We start from the raw sequence: 21,426 nt of genomic DNA, 5'->3' as shown, positions 1-21,426 counted from the left end.
CTCCCGCCGCTTATCGCGCCATCTCCCCGTACTGCAAAAAGCTGGAGGGCGTCTGCCCCAGCACCCGACGAAACATGGCGGAAAACGCCGCGCTATTCTCATACCCCAGCTCCAGCGCAATCTGCGTGACGCTGTCGCCGGCGGCCAGCCGCGCCAGCGCCCATACCACTGCCGCCCGCTGTCGCCACTGCGAAAACGGCATGCCGGTCTGGCGCTGAAAAAAGCGGCTGAAACTGCGCAGGCTCATATACAGCCGGACGGCCCACTGCTGCGGCGGCAGATGAATATCCGGCCGCTGTAAAAATGCGTGGCACAGCGCATGCAGCCGCGCATCCGCCGGCAGCGGAATATGCAGCGGCAGCGCCGGCATGCGTGCGATCTCATGCAGCAACAGCGCGATCAGCGCGCCGTCGCGCCCGTGCTGCGCGTATTCGAGCGGCATCTCCACGGCGGCGATCAACAGCTGGCGCATCAGCGGCGAGACGCTGACCACCCGGCAGGGGGCGGTGCGTACCGCTTCCGGCAGCGCCGCCGGTTCGAGATACAGACTGTGGGTGGTCACGCCCACCATCGTCACCTGATGCGGCATGCCGGGCGGCAGCCAGACCGCCCGCTGCGGCGGCACCAGCCAGTTGCCCTGCTGTGTCGTGACGTGCATGACGCCGGTGGCGCCGTACAGCAGCTGGGCGCGGCGGTGGCTGTGCATCGCCAGCAGATAGCCGGACGGATAGTGCCTGGCGAGGGCGATGACCGGGCGCGCCAGGTGGTCGACGTCATCGATCGGAACATTGTGCATCGGGGTTGCCGGTAAGGTTGGCCAAAATGCAATGATAGTTGGCATAACGGCGTATGCAAGCCAGCGGCGATCGCTTTTATCCTGTCGCCCTCTTTTCTGGGCAGGACATGGGTTATGACGGACGTGGTTATTCTGCTGGCTGCCGGTTTTCTGACCGGCATCAGCACCATTTTGTTTGGCTTCGGCGGCGGCTTTGTGGTGGTGCCGCTGGTCTATCATCTGATCGCCGGTGCACAGCCCGGGCAGGCGATGCATATCGCCGTCGCGACTTCGACCGCGCTGATGATTCTCAACGCCGGCTATGCCAGCTATGGCCACTGGCGGCGCGGCGCTTTACGGCGGGAAACGATCATACCGCTGTGTTACGCGCTGGCGGGCGGCGCGCTGATCGGCGCGTTTATCGCCACGCGGCTGACGGACGGCCTGATCCGCCTGCTGTTTATCCTCTATATGCTGCTGACCATCGTCGATTGCGTGTGGCGTAAAGGCTTTCTGCAGAAAACCGCGCGGCGTCCGCTGTCTGCCGCCACGCTATGGCTGGGCGGGCCGAGCATCGGCGTGATTGCCGCGATGCTTGGCGTCGGCGGCAGCGTGATGACGGTGCCGCTGCTGCGGCGACACGGCTATGAGATGAAGTACTGCGTCAGCGCGGCCAACCCGCTGTCTATCGCCATTGCGCTGATGGGCGCCGGCATGTACGGCTGGCTGGGTCATGGCAAGATCGCCGGTGCGGGATACCTGGGCTATGTCAATCTGGGGATGCTGGCCTGGCTGGCGCTGTCCGGCATGTTGGGCATGGCGTTCGCCCGTTACGCGCTGCCGAAGATGGGGGATGAGCTGCATGCGCGGGTCTATGTCTGGCTGCTGGTTCTGGTGCTGGTGTCGATGCTGCTGTAACCCTACGGGCGGCGGAGGGCCGCCCGTCGCGCCGCTTAGCGATGGTACTCGCCGGCGGCTTCCGGCTGGTACAGCAGTTCCAGCACCTCAATATTCGCCTGTTCGCCGTTCGGCAGCGTCCAGGCAATCTGTTTGCCGACGTGCATGCCCAGCAGCGCGGCGCCCAGCGGCGCCATTACGGACAGCTGCTGATTGCTGTCCTTGAGCGAGGCGGGGTACACCAGCGTACGCACGTGCTCCTCGCCGGTGTGCAGGTCGCGAAAACGAACGATGCTGTTCATCGTCACCACATTAGCCGGGATTTGCGCCGGCGGCAGGATCTCGGCGCGATCCAACTCGTCGTTAAGCGCGGCGGCAATGTCGGTATGGGCGAAAGCCGGCTGTTCCAATAACGCGTCCAGGCGTTCTGCATCCAGCTCATTAATCGTAATGATTGGTTTGGTCATTCCACTCTCCCGTTATCCCCGACGCCCTGCGTGCCGCAAGCGCCGGAGCTACGTCAAAACACGCCGTGGGGGCGTTTTTCCAAATGGTAAAAAGGCGGCATAAAGCAACACCCCGCGCCTGAAGGTGCGGGGTGTTGGCAATGTCGATGTGTCTTGCCGATAGTAGGCGCTTAGCCGCGGAAAAGAAAGAGATCTCGATCACGAACTTTTCTTCCTCATTTTTTCCCGCGGGCGTACGGGCGGTGTGTTATCTCTTTGTATTTCCATCATGTTATCGCCAAATAATGCGTTTTGCGAAATGGATCCCCATCCGTCACCCAATTTCCACTTTGAACTGGAAAAAAACGCGCTACACAAGCCATGCCGTCGGCGTTAGGGTAAAGCCATCAGATAAAGCAGATAAAACGGCTTATTCAGCGCCGTTTTGTCACTCAATAATTAACGTCTGTATCCATGGGGTGACTGAAAAGTGAATGCAGGAGCAACTTCGGTAAAAACAGAACAGGCTGATATCGCGCAGGCGGCGGAAATTACCGCTCAGCTGCTGGCGGATATTACCGCGATGTTAAACGCAGAGAATATTTACACCAATGAGGTGCAACAGCAAATGCTGGAGTCGCACGTGCGTGCGATGGTCTTGCGATCTATTACCGGCGAGCCGCTGCCGGAGGTGGATAAATCTCTGTTTGATGAAATTTCCTCGCACTCGATGCAGCTGGCGCAGCGGGTGGTGGACCAATTAAAAACCTTGCCCGTCGAGGAAGCCTATTTGCTTTCCGTGCATTTCGAAGTGGCAAAAGATAATAACCAATAATTAATTACCAATGATTATCAATCAGGAGAATATTTCATGAGTCAAATTACCGTAGTGATCGGCGACCGTCTGGGAAAAGGGCAGAAAGTGGGCCAGGGCGTTGAAAATGCAGGCGGAAAAGCGGTGGTCATTCCCGGCGTGGCGGCGGATATGAAGCTGGGTGATGTGATGAAGGCGGAAAACGCGCAGCTGGGTATTTCGTTCTGCGGTAGCGGCGGTGCCGGTGCGATTACGGCGCAGACCAAATATGGTTATAAGGCAAAATACGGCATGCGTTCTATTGAAGAAGGCGTCACGGCGATTAACGAAGGCTGCAACGTACTGGGCTTCGGCTTTATGGACAAAGAAGAGCTGGGCCAGAAACTGGTGGAAGCCTATATCAAAAAACATGGCGCGGCATAATGAAGGAACAATATACCACCTCGGTCACCGTTGCGGGCAAAGGCGACACCAAGGCCAAAGCCTTTGCCGCCGCATTGGCAAGCGTACAGGGCGCGGTATTAAAGTCCACCAGTAATATTCTGCTGCGTATTGAACCGCAGGATGTCAGCGTATTAAGCGCGGAAGAAAAAATCACCAAAGAAAAGTTTCTGTTTTTCTTCCTGCCGCGGGAAAGAAAAAGCTATGCAGTGTCATTGGAAGTAACCATAAATGTGACGATCATCAACACTGAAAAGGTGGTCTTCACTACAAGATAAAAAACTGACAGATACCCGGAATGATTCATGTTACGGCGTTGTTGGCTTTAATTTGCAATTAATCGGGTATAAGTGGAGAGATAAACAGATGTTTCTCATAATCTTATTTAAGTCGATTATTATCGGCGGGCTGGTGGGCGTCGGCGTCGGTGCAGGCGCCGCGCGTATGTTCCATGCCCCGACGACACAGGGAATGGGTGCTTTCCGTACTTTAGGCGAGCTGAACTCTTGCGAGGGCGATCCGGCTTCGCACTTTTCATTTGGTTTGGGCTTCTTCTTTAACGCCTGGGCTTCCTCCGTGGCGGCCGGTGCCTTCACGCAGGATGTCGACCACCGCATTATTCCCAACTGGGGCGCCGCAGCGCTGATGATCAAAAACCGCAACGTGGCGGAAACGCTGCACGATCCGAAGAAAATGGCGATCGCCTGCGGCATCATCGGCATGATCGTGGTGGCCTTCCTGAACTCGACCGCCTCTGCGGTGCCGGCTGCGCTGCAGGTCACGGCGATCAAGGTGCTGGTGCCGGCGGCCAACCTGCTGGTCAACACCGTGATGCCGGTGATCTTCTGGCTGGCGGCGATCGACGCGGGCAAACGTTCCGGCTTCTGGGGCACCATTTTCGGTGGCCTGGCGCAGTTGATCATGGGTAACGCCGTACCGGGCCTGGTGCTGGGGATCCTGATCGGCAAGGGCGTGGAAGAGAGCGGCTGGAATAAAGTCACCAAAATCATGATGGCGACCATCGTGCTGCTGTTCGTGCTGAGCGGCTTCTTCCGCGGTTTCGATATGGAACTGCTCAAATCGTTCAGCCTCGGCGTGCCCGGCTGGCTGGATGCGATTCACAACGGCCTGAGCGGTAAATAAGGAGTGCAGTGATGGAAGAACAAGTCCAACAAAAAGGCTTCTGGTATGCCGACTGGTCGTTCCCGATTTTTGTCGGTCTGCTGTCCGCCGGCGTGTTTGCCGGGACGCATATGTATTACCTGTACGGTATCGGCGCGTTTAACGAAGTGGCGTTTGTCTCAATGCTGCGCGCCGGCATGGATACCGGCGTCTACGGCGCGGTGGCGGCGTTTGGCGCCAGCTTCCTGTTCGCGCGCATTATCGAAGGCTCGCTGGTGGGGATCCTCGATATCGGCGGCGCCATCCAGACCGGGGTAGGGCTGGGCGTACCGGCGCTGCTGCTGGGGGCCGGGTTCGTGTTCCCGGTGGCCAACTTTGCCGCATCGCTGGTGACCGGCCTGGTGATCGGCCTGGCGATTGGCTATCTGATTATTCTGGCGCGTAAATTCACCATTAATCAGAGCAATTCGACCTACGGCGCCGATGTGATGATGGGGGCGGGCAACTCCTCCGGCCGCTTCCTCGGGCCATTGATTATTCTGTCCGCCATGACCGCGTCGATTCCTATCGGCATCGGCTCTCTGCTTGGCGCTTTGCTGTTCTACATCTGGGGTAAACCAATCACCGGCGGCGCGATCCTCGGCGCCATGGTGCTGGGGGCGATTTTCCCGGTCGCCATTGCTTGACGTCCGGCTGTACCCGCAGCAAGACAACCAACGTATACCCTGGCCTCACGGCGCGTACTGCGGCGTGAGGTCGGCAGGGTATAAGGAGTAATGAAGTATGTATGACCTGATAATCCGACGCGCCAGACTGGCGGACGATACCCTGACGGACGTGGCGATCGCCGACGGCAAAATTGCCGCGGTCGGCCAGCTGCCGGCGGAGATGTCCGCCAGCCGCAGCTGGGATTTGGCGGGCAACTACCGTCTGAGCGCCGGCTGGATCGACGCCCATGTGCACTGCTACCCCTCCTCGCCGATCTATCACGATGAACCGGACCGCGTCGGTGTCGATAGCGGCGTCACCTCGGTGGTGGATGCCGGCAGTACCGGCAGCGACGACATTGATGAGTTCTATACGCTGACGCGCAGTACCAAAACCAACGTTTTCGCCTTCCTGAATATTTCGCGTATCGGCCTGCTGCGGCAAAACGAACTGGCCGATATGAGCGATATCAACAAGCAAGGGGTGAAGAGCGCCATCGAGCGTCACAGCGGCTTTGTCATCGGCATCAAGGCGCGGATGAGCAGCAGCGTGGTGGGGCCGAACGGCATCAAACCGCTGGTGCTGGCGAAAGAGATCCAGCAGGAAAACCAGCAGCTGCCGCTGATGGTGCACGTCGGCAACAACCCGCCGGATCTGGATGAGATTGCCGACCTGCTGACGCGTGGCGACATCATTACCCACTGTTATAACGGCAAACCGAACCGCATTCTGACGCCGGCGGGCACGCTGCGTGAGTCGGTCCAGCGCGCGCTGAAGCGCGGCGTGCTGCTGGACGTCGGCCACGGTACCGCCAGCTTCAGCTTCGAGGTGGCGCGCCAGGCGATTGCGCTGGGCCTGCTGCCGCACACCATCAGCTCGGATATCTATTGCCGCAACCGCATGGCCGGCCCGGTGCATAGTCTGGCGACGGTGATGTCCAAATTCTTCACCCTGGGCATGACGCTGCCGCAGGTGATCCATTGCGTGACGGAAAATGCCGCTTCGGCGCTGCGCCTGCAGAGTAAAGGGCAGATCAAACCGGGCTTCGACGCCGATTTAACCCTGTTTGAGGTGCGTCAGGGGCCGCAGGTATTTGCCGATTCTGAAGGGCAGTCCGCCGCGGGCGAACAATTGCTGGTTCCGCTGGCTGCGGTGGTGGCCGGGGAAGTCCTATTAACCGATGAAGGGAAGGCCGCTCATGTCTTCGATTTATGAAAAATATAATTTAAAACAGGTGATTAATACCTCCGGCCGCATGACGATTTTGGGCGTTTCCACGCCGAGCCAGACGGTGATCGATGCGGTGGATTACGGCCTGAACCACTACTTTGAAATTAAAGACCTGGTGGATAAAACCGGCGCGTATATCGCCAAGCTGCTGAACGCGGAGGATGCGGTGGTGGTGTCCTGCGCCTCGGCCGGCATCGCTCAGTCGGTGGCGGCGGTGATCGTACGCGACAACGCCAACCTGCTGGTGAACCTGCACTCGTCGCCGGTCAATGAACCGCGTGAGATCGTGCTGCCGCGCGGGCATAACGTCAACTTCGGCGCGCCGGTCGACACCATGGTCGCCTTGGGCGGCGGCAAGGTGGTGGAAGCAGGCTACGCCAACGAGTGTTCGCCGCAGCAGCTTGCCGCCAGCATTACGCCGCAGACGGCGGCGATCCTGTACGTCAAGTCGCACCACTGCGTGCAGAAGAGCATGCTGTCGGTCGAGCAGGCCGCCGAGGTGGCGCGCCGGCATAACCTGCCGCTGATCGTCGACGCCGCAGCCGAAGAGGATCTGACCAGCTACTACCAAATGGGCGCGGACCTGGTGATCTACAGCGGCGCGAAGGCGATCGAAGGGCCGACCAGCGGGCTGGTGATCGGCAGGAAACAGTACGTCGCCTGGGTAAAACAGCAGTCCGGCGGCATCGGCCGCGCGATGAAGGTCGGCAAAGAGGGCATTCTGGGGCTGACGCAGGCGATCGAAAGTTACCTGACGCAGGAAAAAACCAGCGGCGCGCAGATGGTTGAACGCATGTCGGCGTTTATCACCAACCTGAATACGCTGCACGGCGTCAGCGCGCAAACCGTCTGGGACAGCGCCGGCCGCGATATCGCCCGCGCGGAGATTACCTTTGACGAAGCCGCGATCGGCATCTCGACCACGGAGCTGGTGCAGGCGCTGAAGAACGGCGAGATCGCCATTTACTTCCGCGGCTACAAGGCCAACGAGGGCAAGATCGAAGTGGATGTGCGCAGCGTTGATGAAGCGCAGCTGATGACCGTATTTACCTGTATTAAACGTTTACTGGAGAAACAAGCATGAAGCTGAAGCCAAACTATTACCGTGACCGCGTTTGTCTCAACGTATTGGCGGGGTCGAAGGACAACGCGCAGGAAATCTACGACGCGGCGGAAGGGCACGTGCTGGTCGGTGTGCTCTCCAAGAACTATCCGGACGTCGCCAGCGCGGTGGCGGATATGCAGCGCTATGCGCGCCTGATCGACAATGCGCTGTCGGTGGGGCTGGGCGCCGGCGACCCTAAACAGTCGGCGATGGTCAGTCTGATTGCGCAGCAGGTGCAGCCGCAGCACGTCAACCAGGTGTTCACCGGCGTCGGCGCCAGCCGGGCGCTGCTGGGGCAAAATGACAGCGTGGTGAACGGCCTGGTGTCGCCGACCGGCCGCGTCGGTCAGGTGAAGATCTCGACCGGGCCGCTGAGCGCCACGGCGCCGGACGGTATCGTGCCGGTGGAAACCGCCATTGCGCTGCTGAAAGACATGGGCGGCAGCTCCATCAAGTATTTCCCGATGGGCGGCCTGAAGTGCAAGGACGAGTACCAGTATGTGGCGCAGGCCTGCGCCGAGCATGACTTCATGCTGGAGCCGACCGGCGGCATCGATCTGCAGAACTTTGAAGAGATCGTCGAGATTGCGCTGCGCGCCGGCGTGAAGCAGGTGATCCCGCACATTTACAGCTCGATCATTGATTCCGCCAGCGGTAATACCCGCCCGCAGGATGTGAAGACGCTGTTGGCGATGACCAAAAAGCTGGTGGGTTAAACCCCGGCGTAAAGACGGCGCCGCTGCGTGCGGCGCCCCGTATTAATGGGCGTGGTCGGCTGTGCCCCCTACCTGGATCAAGGATAAATATGCGAAACTGGGTTACCCTGCGAAGCGCTCCGTTACTGGGCGCAGTATCCCTGGCGCTGCTGGCGATGGCTAGCCCGGCGCTGCAAGCTGAGGACGCCATGACGACCACCTCATCCCGTTTTGCCTATATCGGCACCTACAATCCCAACGGCGAAGGCGTATACCGCTTGCGCGTTGACGCCGCCAGCGGCGCGCTGAGCGATAAAACGTTGGTCAGCACGCTGGCCAATCCCGCTCAGTTGACGGTCGACGCCCGCGGCAGGACGCTGTACGTCGCCAGCGAGGTCGGCACGGCGGATGACGGCAAGCACGGCACCATTGCCGCGCTGCGCATCAATGCCGAGGACGGCAGCCTGACGCCGCTCAATCAGGTGGATTCGCAGGGGGCGGGGCCGGTGTACCTTTCCCTGACGCCGAACGGCCACCATCTGCTGGTGGCCAACTACCAGAGCGGCAGCGTGGCGGTGTTCCCGGTGGATGCGCAAGGCCGGCTGGCGGCGGCCAGCTCGGTGCAACAGCAGCAGGGGCCGGCCGGCGCGGCCAAGCCGGCGGCGGCGGTGAACGGCAGCTTTGCCGTCAGCGATCATAACGGGCCGCATGCGCATATGATCGCCAGCGATCCGAGCGGCAAGTTTGTGTTTTCGACGGATCTGGGGCTGGATCGGATCTATCAGTGGCGTTTTGACGACGTCAGCGGCCGGCTGACGCCGAACGATCCGCCGTGGATCGCCGCCTCATCGGCCGGCGCGGGGCCGCGCCATTTCGTTTTCCATCCTGACGGCACCACGCTGCTGCTGGTGAACGAGGAGGCGTCCACGCTGACCAGCTACCGCTTTGACGCGCAGCGGGGCACGCTGAGCCAGCTGCATGCGGTATCGACGCTGCCGGCGGATTATCAGGGCACCAGCTTCGCCGCCGGGCTGGCGCTGAGCCGGGACGGCAATCACCTGTACGTCGCCAACCGGTTGCACAACAGCATCGCGCAGTTTAGCGTCGGCAAGGCGGGCGAGCTGACGCCGGTGGCGGAAACCTGGACGCGGGGCGATTACCCGCGCACGGTTACTCTGGATCCCAGCGGGCGCTATCTGTACGCGCTCAATCAGCGCAGCGACAACGTGACGCGCTTCGCCGTGGATCCGCACAGCGGCAAACTCAGTTTTATTGCAGGATATACGCCGGTGGGCAGCCCATCGCAGATGGTGTTTGCGCCGGCGACGCAGTAACTCTCTGGTCGGTTTAGCGCGACCCGCCTCGCGCTGGGGCGGGCGCTTAACATTGGAATGACAATGGTGAGATTTCCTTATCCTCGTTTAGCTTATCTGTTTGATGCGTTGCAATCGGAAACCCTGCCGCAGGATGAACTGGCGAAACGCCTGGCGGTTTCCACCCGGACGGTGCGTGCGGATATCACGGCACTGAATGATATTTTGGAAAAATACGGCGCCCGTTTTGTACACAGCCGCGGCGCGGGCTATCGGCTGCAGGTGGACGACGCCAAGTTGTTCAACGCGCTGCAGCTGCAGGAGCGCAGAAAGCATGTGACGCCGCGCAGCGCGCAGGAGCGCGTGCATGCCCTGCTGGTGCGTTTTCTGACCTCAGCGTTTTCTCTGAAGCTGGAAGATCTGGCCGATGAGTGGTTTGTCAGCCGCGGTACCCTGCAAAACGACATGGCTGAGGTGAGAGAGCGGCTGGCCGGTTACCAGCTAACCATTGAAACCAAACCGCGCTACGGCATGAAGCTGTTCGGCGCCGAAATGGCGATTCGCGCCTGCCTGACCGACCTGCTGTTCCAGCTGGATCAGGAGGACGCGGAAAATCCGCTGCTGAACAACGATATCCTGCTGCAGCCGCAGGTGGCGACCTTCGCCGGTCTGCTGCACCCGCTGCTGTCGCAATACAATGTCCGCCTGACGGACAAGGGTGAACAGTACCTGATTTTCTACTGCGCCGTGGCGCTCAAGCGCATCAGCGACGGTTATCCGCTGCCGGAGTTTGATGTGGAAGACGGCGATGAGGCGGTGCGCAAGGCGTCGACCTGGCTGGCGGGCGAGCTGAGCAAGGCCGCCGGTAAAGAGGTTTCGGCGGCCGAAGAGGCGTATCTGCGGGTGAATATCGCCGCGCGGCGGGTGCAGGAAGTGCGGCCGACCGAAATCAACGCCGACGATGAAGAAGCGCTGGTGGATTACATCCTGTCTTATATCAACACCCACTATAACTACAATCTGCAGGGCGATAAGCAGCTGCGCGCCGATCTGCTCACCCATATCAAGACCATGATCACCCGGGTGAAATACCAGATTAATATTCCCAATCCGCTGCTGACCAATATCAAGCAGCACTACCCGATGGCCTACGACGTGACGCTGGCGGCGGTCTCCAGCTGGGGAAAATATACTCCCTACACGCTGAGCGAGAACGAGATCGGCTATCTGGTGCTGCATATCGGCGTCGGGCTGGAGCGGCATTACAACATCGGCTATGAGCGTCATCCGCAGGTGATGCTGGTGTGCGACACCGGCAACTCGACGGTGCGTATGATTCAGGCGCAAATCGCCCGCAAGTATCCGCAGCTGGTGGTGACGCGCACCGTTTCGCTGCGCGATTACGAAATACTGCCGCATATCGACGAAGATTTTGTCATTTCCAACGCCCGCGTCAGCGAGAAGAACAAGCCGGTGGTGGTGATGTCGCCGTTCCCGACCGAGTATCAGCTGGAGCAGCTGGGCAAGCTGGTGCTGGTGGATCGCACCAAGCCGTATATGCTGGAAAAGTTCTTCGACGCCAACCACTTTATGGTGGTGAATGAACCGCTGACTCAGGAGCAGCTGTTCCGCAGGGTGTGCACGCAGCTGGAGCAGGAAGGCTATGTCGGCGAGGATTTTTATCCCTCGGTGGTTGAGCGTGAAGCCATCGTGTCCACCCTGCTCGGGGAAGGTATCGCCTTGCCGCACTCGCTGGGGCTGCTGGCGAAGAAAACCGTGGTGGTGACGCTGCTGGCGCCGCAGGGCATCGACTGGGGCGACGGCGAAATGGCGCACGTGATCTTCCTGCTGGCGATCAGCAAAAGCGACTATGAAGAGGCGATGGCGATTTATGAGCTGTTTGTCACCTTTGTCCGCGAGCGGTCGATGAGCCGGCTGCTGGGCAGCAGTGATTTCGCCAGCTTTAAGGCGGTGGCGCTGGATTGCCTGAGCCGGATATAAACCGGTTATTTCTGAGTGTCCGGCTTCACAGACGCGCCGTTTGCACATTGACCCGCGACCCTATGGTCTTAAAAATCAAAGGCTCTCTTTGCTGACAGGAGTCACAAGATGGCCGCTTTTTCCCTCCGGCCTGTTGAACCCGGTTACTGCGTTGTTGAAACGCCGGGTTCGTTAGCCTTTCAAGGACGTCTGCTGTTTGCCAACCCACGCAGCGCCGCCGCCCGTTATTTTATGCAGCTTAATGCCGATACGCCGTGGCTGAAGCCCGGGCAGATAGTGATTGTTGCCGATCCTGAGCATACACATCAGGATGCGTTGTTACGGCAGTTATATCAGGCAAAGCGGACGGTTAACCGGGCGATGGAGCCGATTAACGTTGAGCAGGCAGATTTCCTCCAGCGTCATTATGTCGCCATTGCGACCATACTTAACGGCACCAGCCGGGGAATGGGAATAGCCAGCGATGCCGGCAAGCAGTATTTTATGCGCATCGAAAAACTCCTTAAACAGATCGAGGCCAGCTACCAAAATCAGTTCCGGACTCAGGGGACGCTGATTGGCCAGCAGTTTTTTGTTGAAAGGCAGCGGCTGTTTAATGAGTTGAAAATCCTGCTGGATAAACCGATTTTTAGCCGGCTCACGCGCAACATCCTTAACCTGCGTCCCTATGAGAGCATCAAGCGTGCGCTGAACCTCTCCAGCCGTTCCATCGTGCATGAGTGGTCAACGGTGGGCGTTGGGGCAATAAAAGGCTACTCGAGCTACCTCGAGGGCGCCGGTAAGGCGGTAAAGTTTATGAAAGGTGCGGGCTGGATTGGTATAGCGCTCTCCGGAACCAGCACGACCAATGATATTTATCATGCTTGTACCCTTGGTCGTGAGAAGGAATGTGCGCGGGTGGCGTTAACAGGGTATGGTGCTTTTGGTGCGGGCACTGTCGGAGGAATATATGGCGGAGCCCTAGGAAGCTTGGTTGGTGTTGGAGTTTGTACGGCATTGGGGATTATCAGCGCTCCAGCAGGAGGGGCGGCCGGGTTGGCCTGTGCGATTATCGGTGGTACGGCAGGCGGTTTGGCAGGTGGTGGCACAGGGGAATATATCGGTGAGAAAGGTGGAGCTTTTGTTGCAGACATGCTTTTAAAGTAACAGAGGATAGGGCGTGATGAGCTTTTATTTGATGTTGATTGGCTCGGTGCTGGTATTTTCGGGCATTGGTTTTTTTATATTTATCATGCTGTACTTCGGCGTAACGAAAAAGAAATACGAAACAATCGTATCGGGCTACCTGTCCCGCGCTCTGCCGATGCCTGATGTTTATACCGTTTTTTATCATGGCGGTTTTTTCACCAGCTTTTTGCTGGTGAGATTTATGAGGCAGGTGTTACTAGGGAAAAAGATTGGGCTAGGTAAGAAAGGTTATTGGCTCCCCGCCGAGTCATATGACTATTTCAACACGTTGCCGAATGAGCTGATCGTCTGGATAAAAAAGTATTACATGCTGCATATCATCGAGCTGTCGATCATCATCTCTGGATCGCTCTTCATTTTGTTAGACAGCCTGTTAGGGGCTGTTGTACCCGGATATGCGGCATATTCCGGGTAAACGATCCAAAGGCGTGTCCGACGCTTAATCTTCGTCGAAGCCGGAATTAAACAGCGCGATCACCGCATCCAGTGCCTGCTGGGCCTGCGGTCCGCTGGCTTCGACTTCAATATGCCGGCCCTGGGCGGAGTCCAGCATCAGCAGCGCAATCACGCTGCTGGCCTCGGCTTCGGTGCCGCTGTCGTTACGCAGAATCACCTCGGCGTCAAAGCTCTGCACCAGTTCAAACAGCTTCATCGCCGGGCGGGCGTGCATGCCCAGCCGGTTCTTGATTTCTACCGTTTGTTTGATGGTCATTGCTTGCGTTTTTCCAGCGTGCGGTGACGCGACTGCACGTTCTTGCCGCGCGAGCGGAAATAGTCCGCCAGCTGCTCGGCCACGTACACCGAACGGTGTTTACCGCCGGTACAACCGATGGCGACCGTCAGATAGCTGCGGTTGTTAGTTTCCAGCATCGGCAGCCATTGTTCCAGGTAGCTGCGCGTCTGGTAGATAAAGTTATGCACTTCGGTATGGCGATCCAGGAATGACGCCACCGGCTTGTCCAGGCCGGTCATCGGGCGCAGCTTCGGATCCCAGTGCGGGTTCGGCAGGAAGCGGACGTCGAACACGTAATCGGCATCGATGGGAATGCCGTGTTTGAAGCCGAAGGACTCAAACACCATGGTCAGCTCACGTTCGCGTTTGCCCAGCAGGCGGGTGCGCAGCATCTCCGCCAGCTCATGCACCGACATTTCGGAGGTGTCGATAATCAGATCGGCGCGCGAGCGCAGCGGCTCCAGCAGGTCGCTTTCTTCATCGATAGCGCTTTCCAGCGACAGGTTTTTGCTCGACAGCGGGTGCAGGCGGCGGGTGTCGCTGTAACGGCGGATCAGCGTATTGCGGTCGGCGTCCAGGAACAGCAGTTGCGGGGAGAAGCTGTCCGGCAGTTGCGTCATCGCATATTCGAACACTTCCGGTGACTCCGGCATATTACGCACGTCGATGCTGACCGCGGCGGAGCTGTTGCGTTCCGCCAGCGTTTTGGCCAGCTCCGGCAGCAGCACCACGGGCAGGTTATCAACGCAGTAAAAACCCATATCTTCCAGCGCCCGCAAGGCGACGGATTTCCCTGAACCGGAACGGCCGCTGACAATCATCAGCACCATGTGGCAACTCCCCCTGGCATCTCAGCGGCGTTTATGCCGCCGTTGGAAATATAAGCCCGGCGACGGCCGGGATCCATGACAGACAAACAGTATCGTTATCGCCGGCGGAAGTCACGCCGGCAACCGCTTATTCCGTAATGATCTGATAAAGTTCTTCGTCGCTCTGCGCGGCGCGCAGGCGGCGGCAGACGGTTTTATCGGCCAGACGCTTGGCAACCAGCGACAGCGTGTGCAGATGGGTCTTGCACTGGTCGGCCGGCACCAGCAGGGCAAACAGCAGGTCGACCGGCTGGTTGTCGATGGCGTCGAAGGCGATAGGTTGGTCGAGACGGATAAACACGCCAACGGCCCGCAGTGTGTCCTCTTCCAGCTTGCCATGAGGGATCGCGATACCGTTGCCGATACCGGTACTGCCCATGCGTTCACGGGTGAGAACCGCGTCAAACACCACCTGCGGCGGCAGGTTGAGCTGTTTGGCTGCCAGTTCGCTGATAATTTCCAGAGCGCGTTTCTTGCTGTTGCAGTGTACGGAGCTTCTGGTGCACTCGATGTTGAGCACCGAGCTTAATTGCATTGTTTCGTCGTTCATCTCATCTTCACTTAAAATCACACGCTTAAGCTTGCTTAGCGCTGGTTTGGCGGCGGCGTTTGCCGCCAAACGCTGTGCGACGTCGTTGCTTAACGAGGCGATTTTTCGTCTGTTAAACCCTGATGGCTTATCGGCGCGTTATTCCGTGGAATAACACGCCGATGGCAGCCCGGTAGCGCGAAGGCTCCGTGCGGGCCGCTGCCGCGGACGGTAGCGGCCCAGATTGTCAGTGTTGCTTCAATTTGTCTTTATGTTTGTTCAATTGCCGCGCCAGTTTATCAATCAGGCAGTCAATTGCAGCATACATATCTTCTTTTTCCGAGGTGGCGTGCAACTCGCCTCCATTCACGTGCACCGTTGCTTCCGCAATCTGCTGCACTTTTTCCACGGTGAGCACGACATAAACCTGGTTAATGCGGTCGAAATACTGTTCGAGCTTGGCGAACTTGGTATTGACGAACTCACGCAACGGCTCGGTGATGTCGATGTGGTGTCCGGTAATGTTGAGCTGCATAATGTCTTCCTTCTCTATTGAGGTCAAACCAACTGTTTACGCTGGTTCGACGGCGGGATGGACAAAGACTCTCGGTACTTGGCGACGGTGCGCCGCGCCACCATGATGCCCTGATCGGCAAGCAGGGTGGCCAGTTTGCTGTCGCTAAGCGGTTTGGCGGGGTTTTCCGCCGCGATTAATTTCTTCACCAGCGCGCGGATCGCCGTGGAGGATGCCTCGCCGCCGCTGTCGGTGTTGACGTGGCTGGAGAAGAAATATTTCAGTTCGAAGATGCCGCGCGGGCTGTGCAGGAATTTCTGCGTGGTCACGCGTGAAATCGTCGATTCATGCATCTCCACGGCCTGGGCGATATCCGCCAGCACCATGGGCTTCATAAACTCTTCACCTTGTTCAAAGAACGCCTCCTGCTGCTCGACGATGCAGCGCGTCACCTTCAACAGCGTATCGTTACGGCTTTCCAGGCTTTTGATCAGCCATTTCGCTTCCTGCAGGTTACTGCGGATAAACTGGCCGTCGGCTTCGTTACGCGAGCTGTTGCCCAGAGCGGCATAGTGCTGGTTGATCTTCAGACGCGGAATGCTGTCGGCATTCAGTTCGACCGTCCAGCGGTTGTGCACCTTGCGCACCAGCACGTCGGGAATGACATATTCCGACTCGCCGGTATTGATCGACTGCCCCGGGCGCGGGTCGAGCGACTGAATCAGCAGCATCGCTTCTTTCAGTGTATCTTCTTTTAGCCGGGTTGATCGCATCAGGCTGCGAAAGTCGTGGTTGGCCAGCAGATCCAGGTGGTCGCTGATGATCAGCCGGGCTTCGGCGAGGAACGGCGTTTCTTTGGCGTATTGGGACAGCTGAATCAGCAAACAGTCGCGCAGATCGCGCGCCGCGACGCCGATCGGGTCGAAACGCTGCACCCGCTTGAGCACCGCTTCCACTTCATCCAGCGTAACGTCTTCAGCGCCGACGCTTTCCAGAATATCTTCCAGCGACACGGTGAGATAGCCGGTGTCGTCGACGGCGTCGACGATCGAGGTGGCGATGGCGGCGTCGGTATCGGAAAACGGCGTCAGATCCACCTGCCACATTAGGTAATCCTGCAGCGTCTGGGTGGTCTCCCCTTGGTAGACCGGCAGTTCGTCATCGCGGTAATCGGTGCCGGTGCCCGATGGCGTGCCGGCGGTGTAGATTTCATCCCAGGTGGCGTCCAGCGGCAGTTCGTCCGGCATATCCTTCTGCTCCAGCGCTTCGCGGGTATCCAGACCTTCGGTGTCAGCGCTTTCTTGCGCGTCGATCTCGTCGTGCGGGTCGGTTTGCTCAAGCAGCGGGTTGCTCTCTAACGCCAGTTGGATCTCTTGCTGAAGCTCAAGCGTAGACAGCTGCAGCAGGCGGATCGCCTGCTGCAGCTGGGGAGTCATCGCCAATTGTTGGCTGAGCCTGAGTTGCAAACCTTGCTTCATAATGTTCTTTCTATTTTTCCGTTAACCGCTGCGTATCGCTGACGCAGGGCATTACAGGCGGAATTCTTCGCCCAGATAAACGCGTTTCACCTGTTCATCGCTCAGAATCTCTTCCGGCGTGCCGTGGGCGATCAGTTGCCCCTGGCTGACAATATAGGCGCGTTCACAAACGTCCAGCGTTTCACGCACGTTGTGGTCGGTGATCAGCACGCCCAGGCCGCTGTCGCGCAGGTGCTCAATGATTTTTTTAATATCGATAACGGAAATCGGGTCAACCCCGGCGAACGGTTCGTCCAACAGGATGAATTTCGGGTTGGCGGCCAGCGCGCGGGCAATTTCGACGCGGCGGCGTTCACCGCCGGACAGCGCCTGGCCCAGGCTGTCGCGCAGATGGGTGATATGGAACTCCTCCATCAGCTCGTTGGCCCGGTCGGCGCGCTGTTCACTGCTCAGATCGTCGCGGATTTCCAGCACCGCCATCAGGTTGTCGTAGACGCTCAGGCGACGGAAGATCGAGGCTTCCTGCGGCAGATAGCCGATGCCGCGGCGCGCGCGGGCGTGCAACGGCAGGATGCTGATGTCTTCATCATCGATGACGATGCGTCCGGCGTCGCGCTGCACGATGCCGACCACCATGTAGAAGGTGGTGGTTTTACCCGCGCCGTTCGGCCCCAGCAGCCCGACGATTTCGCCGGAGTTCACTTTCAGGCTGACGTCTTCAACGACTTTACGGCCCTTGTAGGCTTTCGCCAGATTTTCTGCGATGAGTGTTGCCATAAGTGATTAGTTACTCTTCTGACCGTTTTTGTCCTGCAACTGCGACGGCACCAGCACGGTCTTCACGCGTTTGCCCTTGTCGCCGTATGCCTGCATTTGCTGCTGCTGCACCAGATAGGTGATGCGCTCGCCCTTCACGTTGCTGTCGAGCTGCTCCAGATAGGCGTTGCCGGTCAGGGTCACCAGCTGCGGCGCCACGTCGTAGCGCACTTTCAGCGAGTGTCCTTTTACCGGTTTGCCATTGTCCTGCATCTGGTAGAAGGTTACCGGCTTACCGAAGGCTTCGATATAGGTTTTGTTCTGATCGCCGCCCGGACGGGTGACCACCACTTTATCGGCCTTAATCTCGATGGTGCCCTGCTTGATCACCACGTTGCCGGTAAAGGTGCTGACGTTGCTCTGCATATCCAGAGACTGGTTCAGCGAGTCGATGCTCACCGGCTGATTGGCGTCAGACTTCAGCGCCAAGGCGGGGGCGCTGGCGGCCAAAACCAGGCTGCCGATCAACAGACTACGGAGTGGTTTTTTGTGTTTGAATTTCATAGTTGGTCTTAACCTTATCAATCAGCTCAGCGGTTTTGTCCCGCAGGTTCCCGCGCATTTTCATGCCGTTAGAATTAAAATTCGCGCCGTACAGCGTTACTTCGTCATCGGAGGACACATCCTGGGTCACCAGATTAACCTGAGCATTGTCCGTTTTGATTTTTTCCAGTTGCGAGGTGGTGGTCAGGCTGTTCACCTCGACGTGACCGTACAGATACAGCATCCGGTCTTTAGTCAGCTTGGCGCGGTCGGAACGTACCGACCAGGTGGCGACGGCGTTTTCGTTAAACAGCGTCATCACCGGCTGGGTAAACCAGCTCAGCTCTTCGGCGGTATAGTACTTGGCGCTTTCCGCCACCAGCTTATAGTTTAATTTACCGGCCGGGTTATAGACGACGGTGACCGTTTGCTGGCTCTGGTAAGTCGGATCCGCCGAGTTTACCGGCCCGGCCGTCGGTTCGTCATCGTAATCCGCCATATTCCAGCCGATCAGGGCCAGAACGATCAGCGCCAGTATAATGGTGATCCAGCGTTTGGTTTTGCTCATATCGACAGCCCTTTGGCGTCCTCCAGCTTGTTCTGAGCCAAAAGAATAATGTCGCACAGTTCACGCACCGCGCCGCGTCCGCCGGCGATGCGGGTGACGTAGTGGGCGCGCGGCGTCAGCAGCGGGTGGGCGTCCGCCACCGCCACGGCCAGGCCGACCCGCGCCATCACCGGCCAGTCGATCAGATCGTCGCCGATATAGGCCACCTGATCTGCCGACAGCGACAGTGTATCCAACAGTTCACGGAAGGCCAAAAGCTTATCGGACTGCCCCTGATACAGATAGCGGATGCCCAGGGTTTTTGCCCGGTCTTCCAGCAGTTTGGCGGAGCGTCCGGTGATAATGCCGACCTCAATGTCAGAGGTCTTCAGGCAGCGGATGCCGTAGCCGTCGCGCACGTTGAAGGCTTTCAGTTCTTCGCCGTTGTTGCCCATATAAATCAGGCCGTCCGACAGGACGCCGTCGACGTCGCAGATCAGCAGGCGGATTTTCCCGGCCCGCGCCATCACGTCTTGCGTTACCGGCCCGTAGCAGGTTTCAACCATACTCATTGATTTTCCTAATTATTCTGACAATAGCGCGGCGTTTCTCGCCGCCTGTCGCCGCTAAAAACTCACACCACGCCGGCGCGCAGCATGTCATGCATATGTACCACACCCAGCAGTTGGTCGCCATCCGCAACCAGCAGCGCGGTGATATGGCGCTGCTGCATCAGGTTCAGCGCGTCTACCGCCAGCGTATGCGGGCGCACGCGCACGCCGCCGCGCGTCATGACGTCGGCGATTTTGGCGCTGTTCAGATCGATGCCCAGATCGAAGATGCGGCGCAGGTCGCCGTCGGTGAAGATGCCGGCGATGTGCATCTGCTCATCGCAGATCACCGTCATCCCCAGATTTTTGCGGGTGATCTCCAGCAGGGCGTCGCGCAGCGTGGCGTCGGCGCTAACGTGCGGAATATCGTCGCCGCTGTGCATAATGTCGCTGACGCGCAGCAGCAGGCGGCGACCCAGCGCGCCGCCGGGGTGCGACAGCGCGAAATCTTCCGGCGTAAAGCCGCGCGCCTTTAGCAGCGCCACCGCCAGCGCATCGCCCATCACCAGGGTCGCCGTGGTGCTGGTGGTCGGCGCCAGGCCCAGCGGGCAGGCTTCCTGCGGCACCTTGATGCACAGGTGGATGTCCGCCGCCTTGCCCATTGAACTTTCCGGGTTGTTGGTCATGCAGATCATCGGGATCTGCTGGCGCTTGAGCACCGGGATCAGCGCCTGAATTTCACTGGATTCGCCGGAGTTGGAAATGGCAAGTACGATGTCCTGCGGCGTAACCATGCCGAGATCGCCATGGCTGGCTTCCGCCGGATGCACGAAGAATGAAGGGGTGCCGGTGCTGGCGAAGGTCGCGGCAATCTTACAGCCGATATGGCCGGATTTGCCCATGCCCATCACCACCACTTTACCGCTGCAGGCGGCGATTTTTTCGCAGGCGCGGGTAAAGTCGTCGTTGATGTAGCGGTCGAGCTGGGCCAGCCCGTCACGTTCGATCTGGAGCACTTCTTTACCGGCCTGTTGAAAATCAAAGCCAGGTTGCAACTCAATATTCGACATGCTTTTTCTCGTATTCTTAGCCAAAGGTAGCGAATGGGTTGAAAAACAGCAGCGCAAGATACGCAATAAAACCACATAATAACAGAGCGCCCGCCAGATGGCCGATGCGATGTTTGCGCCCGATGCACAGCGCGCTGAGCGCGAGGCTGGCCGCCAGCATCACCCAGTAGTCGCGCTGGAAGGCGGCCGGGTCGAGCCGGCTGGGCGACAGCAGGGCGGGCACGCCGAGCACGATCGCCATATTGAAAATATTCGAGCCGATAATACTGCCGATCGCCATGTCGTCTTCGCCTTTCAGCGCGCCGGCTATCGACGTGGCGAGCTCGGGCAGGCTGGTGCCGACGGCGATCAGCGTCAGGCCGACCGCCAGCTCGCTCATGCCGAAATAGTGGGCGATCACCGTGGCGTTATCGACCACCATCCGCGAGGCGAGCGGCAGGATAATAAATGCCAGCACCAGCCACAGCGTGGCGACGGTAGAATTGCCGTTCTGTGGCAGTTCGGCGAGCTGTTCCGTGGTCAGGCTGTCGCAGCCTTCGCGCTGGGCCAGTCGCGCTATTTTCAGCATCAGGGCGATAAAACCGGCGGCGGCGGCCAACAGCAGTACGCCGTCCAGCCGGCTGAGCTGGTTGTCCATCAACACCAGGCCGCATAATACTGTGACCGCCAACATCAGCGGCAGTTCGCGCCGCAGTACCTCCGAGCGGGCCGCCAGCGGGTGAATAAGCGCGGCAACCCCTAAAATCAGCAGGATATTGGTAATATTGGAGCCGATGACGTTACCGACCGCCATATCGCTCTGGCCGTTCAGCGCCGCGGTGACGGACACGAACAGCTCCGGCAGCGAGGTGCCGATGCCGACGATCGTCATGCCGATAATCAGCGGCGGCACGCCCAGCGAACGGGAGATCACCGCCGCGCCGTAAACCAGCCGGTCTGCGCCGTATACCAGTAAACACAAGCCAACGATAAATAATGTTATTGCGAGAAACATGCGAGTCCTTTGCGGGCACTATTCCCCAGACCTTCCACTGACGATCGCCGGCCAGCGCCGGAACGCAGGGCAGCGACGTGAAAGCGACAGGGGCCCGGTTCGTTGGT

At 58.9% G+C, this 21,426-nt stretch carries 26 protein-coding genes; 13 read left to right on the top strand and 13 right to left on the bottom strand.

Annotated elements, in window-relative coordinates; all coding sequences use genetic code 11:
- Window positions 1-10: 10 nt before the first annotated feature.
- Window positions 11-796 carry a helix-turn-helix transcriptional regulator gene (locus D781_RS19870; RefSeq protein ID WP_015962027.1) on the bottom strand — a complete coding sequence of 262 codons (786 nt, stop codon included), beginning with the start codon at window positions 794-796 and terminating at the stop codon, window positions 11-13.
- Between the two features lie 114 nt (window positions 797-910).
- Between D781_RS19870 and D781_RS19865 the strand changes: the two genes are divergently transcribed.
- Window positions 911-1,693, top strand: a complete 783-nt coding sequence (locus tag D781_RS19865) for a sulfite exporter TauE/SafE family protein (protein WP_015962026.1) — start codon at window positions 911-913, stop codon at window positions 1,691-1,693.
- 35 nt (window positions 1,694-1,728) lie between these two features.
- Here the strand turns inward: D781_RS19865 and rnk are convergent, their stop codons facing one another.
- Window positions 1,729-2,139: a nucleoside diphosphate kinase regulator gene (gene rnk / locus D781_RS19860; protein WP_015962025.1), complete on the bottom strand. Its 411-nt coding sequence runs from the start codon at window positions 2,137-2,139 to the stop codon at window positions 1,729-1,731.
- Window positions 2,140-2,608: 469 nt separating this feature from the next.
- Between rnk and D781_RS19855 the strand changes: the two genes are divergently transcribed.
- From D781_RS19855 to D781_RS19800, 12 genes are all read left to right on the top strand, one after another.
- The gene (locus D781_RS19855; RefSeq protein ID WP_015962024.1) at window positions 2,609-2,953 is read left to right on the top strand and encodes a PRD domain-containing protein; all 345 of its coding nucleotides are present in this window, start codon (window positions 2,609-2,611) and stop codon (window positions 2,951-2,953) included.
- A 36-nt stretch (window positions 2,954-2,989) separates the two neighbouring features.
- Window positions 2,990-3,355, top strand: coding sequence for a glycine-rich SFCGS family protein (locus D781_RS19850; RefSeq protein ID WP_015962023.1), 366 nt, complete (start codon window positions 2,990-2,992; stop codon window positions 3,353-3,355).
- Window positions 3,355-3,651 carry a DUF4312 family protein gene (locus tag D781_RS19845; RefSeq protein ID WP_015962022.1) on the top strand — a complete coding sequence of 99 codons (297 nt, stop codon included), beginning with the start codon at window positions 3,355-3,357 and terminating at the stop codon, window positions 3,649-3,651. Before D781_RS19850 ends, D781_RS19845 begins: the two co-directional genes overlap by 1 nt.
- A gap of 88 nt (window positions 3,652-3,739) precedes the next feature.
- Window positions 3,740-4,516, top strand: coding sequence for a DUF4311 domain-containing protein (locus D781_RS19840; RefSeq protein WP_015962021.1), 777 nt, complete (start codon window positions 3,740-3,742; stop codon window positions 4,514-4,516).
- A gap of 11 nt (window positions 4,517-4,527) precedes the next feature.
- Window positions 4,528-5,181: a DUF4310 family protein gene (locus tag D781_RS19835; RefSeq protein WP_015962020.1), complete on the top strand. Its 654-nt coding sequence runs from the start codon at window positions 4,528-4,530 to the stop codon at window positions 5,179-5,181.
- A 97-nt stretch (window positions 5,182-5,278) separates the two neighbouring features.
- Entirely contained in the window at window positions 5,279-6,418 is a 1,140-nt protein-coding gene (locus D781_RS19830) for an amidohydrolase/deacetylase family metallohydrolase (protein WP_015962019.1), read from the top strand.
- Window positions 6,402-7,517, top strand: a complete 1,116-nt coding sequence (locus D781_RS19825; RefSeq protein ID WP_015962018.1) for a DgaE family pyridoxal phosphate-dependent ammonia lyase — start codon at window positions 6,402-6,404, stop codon at window positions 7,515-7,517. Before D781_RS19830 ends, D781_RS19825 begins: the two co-directional genes overlap by 17 nt.
- Window positions 7,514-8,254 (top strand): KDGP aldolase family protein, encoded by a 741-nt coding sequence (locus D781_RS19820; RefSeq protein ID WP_015962017.1) that lies wholly within the window; start codon window positions 7,514-7,516, stop codon window positions 8,252-8,254. The genes D781_RS19825 and D781_RS19820 overlap by 4 nt, the downstream gene beginning before the upstream one ends.
- An 89-nt stretch (window positions 8,255-8,343) precedes the next feature.
- Window positions 8,344-9,567 (top strand): lactonase family protein, encoded by a 1,224-nt coding sequence (locus D781_RS19815; RefSeq protein ID WP_015962016.1) that lies wholly within the window; start codon window positions 8,344-8,346, stop codon window positions 9,565-9,567.
- Between the two features lie 63 nt (window positions 9,568-9,630).
- The gene (locus D781_RS19810) at window positions 9,631-11,547 is read left to right on the top strand and encodes a PRD domain-containing protein (RefSeq protein WP_015962015.1); all 1,917 of its coding nucleotides are present in this window, start codon (window positions 9,631-9,633) and stop codon (window positions 11,545-11,547) included.
- Window positions 11,548-11,655: 108 nt separating this feature from the next.
- Window positions 11,656-12,693, top strand: coding sequence for a hypothetical protein (locus tag D781_RS19805; protein WP_015962014.1), 1,038 nt, complete (start codon window positions 11,656-11,658; stop codon window positions 12,691-12,693).
- A gap of 16 nt (window positions 12,694-12,709) precedes the next feature.
- The gene (locus D781_RS19800; protein WP_015962013.1) at window positions 12,710-13,150 is read left to right on the top strand and encodes a hypothetical protein; all 441 of its coding nucleotides are present in this window, start codon (window positions 12,710-12,712) and stop codon (window positions 13,148-13,150) included.
- A gap of 24 nt (window positions 13,151-13,174) precedes the next feature.
- Here the strand turns inward: D781_RS19800 and npr are convergent, their stop codons facing one another.
- The 11 genes from npr to D781_RS19745 form a co-directional block, all read right to left on the bottom strand.
- Complete coding sequence (gene npr / locus D781_RS19795) at window positions 13,175-13,447, bottom strand: PTS phosphocarrier protein NPr (protein ID WP_015962012.1); 273 nt, start codon at window positions 13,445-13,447, stop codon at window positions 13,175-13,177.
- Entirely contained in the window at window positions 13,444-14,298 is an 855-nt protein-coding gene (rapZ, locus tag D781_RS19790) for an RNase adapter RapZ (RefSeq protein ID WP_015962011.1), read from the bottom strand. The genes npr and rapZ overlap by 4 nt, the downstream gene beginning before the upstream one ends.
- Window positions 14,299-14,425: 127 nt before the next feature.
- Window positions 14,426-14,887 carry a PTS IIA-like nitrogen regulatory protein PtsN gene (gene ptsN, locus D781_RS19785; RefSeq protein ID WP_102024988.1) on the bottom strand — a complete coding sequence of 154 codons (462 nt, stop codon included), beginning with the start codon at window positions 14,885-14,887 and terminating at the stop codon, window positions 14,426-14,428.
- Between the two features lie 226 nt (window positions 14,888-15,113).
- On the bottom strand, window positions 15,114-15,401 hold the full coding sequence (gene hpf, locus D781_RS19780) for a ribosome hibernation promoting factor (RefSeq protein ID WP_015962009.1): 288 nt from the start codon (window positions 15,399-15,401) through the stop codon (window positions 15,114-15,116).
- Window positions 15,402-15,424: 23 nt separating this feature from the next.
- On the bottom strand, window positions 15,425-16,858 hold the full coding sequence (rpoN, locus tag D781_RS19775; RefSeq protein WP_015962008.1) for an RNA polymerase factor sigma-54: 1,434 nt from the start codon (window positions 16,856-16,858) through the stop codon (window positions 15,425-15,427).
- Window positions 16,859-16,909: 51 nt separating this feature from the next.
- Window positions 16,910-17,635 carry an LPS export ABC transporter ATP-binding protein gene (lptB, locus tag D781_RS19770; RefSeq protein ID WP_015962007.1) on the bottom strand — a complete coding sequence of 242 codons (726 nt, stop codon included), beginning with the start codon at window positions 17,633-17,635 and terminating at the stop codon, window positions 16,910-16,912.
- A 6-nt stretch (window positions 17,636-17,641) separates the two neighbouring features.
- Window positions 17,642-18,178 carry a lipopolysaccharide ABC transporter substrate-binding protein LptA gene (gene lptA, locus D781_RS19765; RefSeq protein WP_015962006.1) on the bottom strand — a complete coding sequence of 179 codons (537 nt, stop codon included), beginning with the start codon at window positions 18,176-18,178 and terminating at the stop codon, window positions 17,642-17,644.
- Window positions 18,147-18,725 (bottom strand): LPS export ABC transporter periplasmic protein LptC, encoded by a 579-nt coding sequence (gene lptC, locus D781_RS19760; protein ID WP_015962005.1) that lies wholly within the window; start codon window positions 18,723-18,725, stop codon window positions 18,147-18,149. Before lptC ends, lptA begins: the two co-directional genes overlap by 32 nt.
- Window positions 18,722-19,276, bottom strand: coding sequence for a 3-deoxy-manno-octulosonate-8-phosphatase KdsC (gene kdsC / locus D781_RS19755; protein ID WP_015962004.1), 555 nt, complete (start codon window positions 19,274-19,276; stop codon window positions 18,722-18,724). The genes lptC and kdsC overlap by 4 nt, the downstream gene beginning before the upstream one ends.
- 62 nt (window positions 19,277-19,338) lie before the next feature.
- Complete coding sequence (gene kdsD / locus D781_RS19750; RefSeq protein WP_015962003.1) at window positions 19,339-20,325, bottom strand: arabinose-5-phosphate isomerase KdsD; 987 nt, start codon at window positions 20,323-20,325, stop codon at window positions 19,339-19,341.
- 16 nt (window positions 20,326-20,341) lie between these two features.
- Window positions 20,342-21,319: a calcium/sodium antiporter gene (locus D781_RS19745; protein ID WP_015962002.1), complete on the bottom strand. Its 978-nt coding sequence runs from the start codon at window positions 21,317-21,319 to the stop codon at window positions 20,342-20,344.
- Window positions 21,320-21,426: the final 107 nt, after the last annotated feature.

It is taken from the genome of Serratia sp. FGI94 (genome assembly GCF_000330865.1).
Lineage (GTDB): Bacteria > Pseudomonadota > Gammaproteobacteria > Enterobacterales > Enterobacteriaceae > Serratia_B > Serratia_B rubidaea.
Note: the sequence above shows the minus strand (reverse complement) of the source record. Positions and strands in the feature narration are given on the sequence as shown.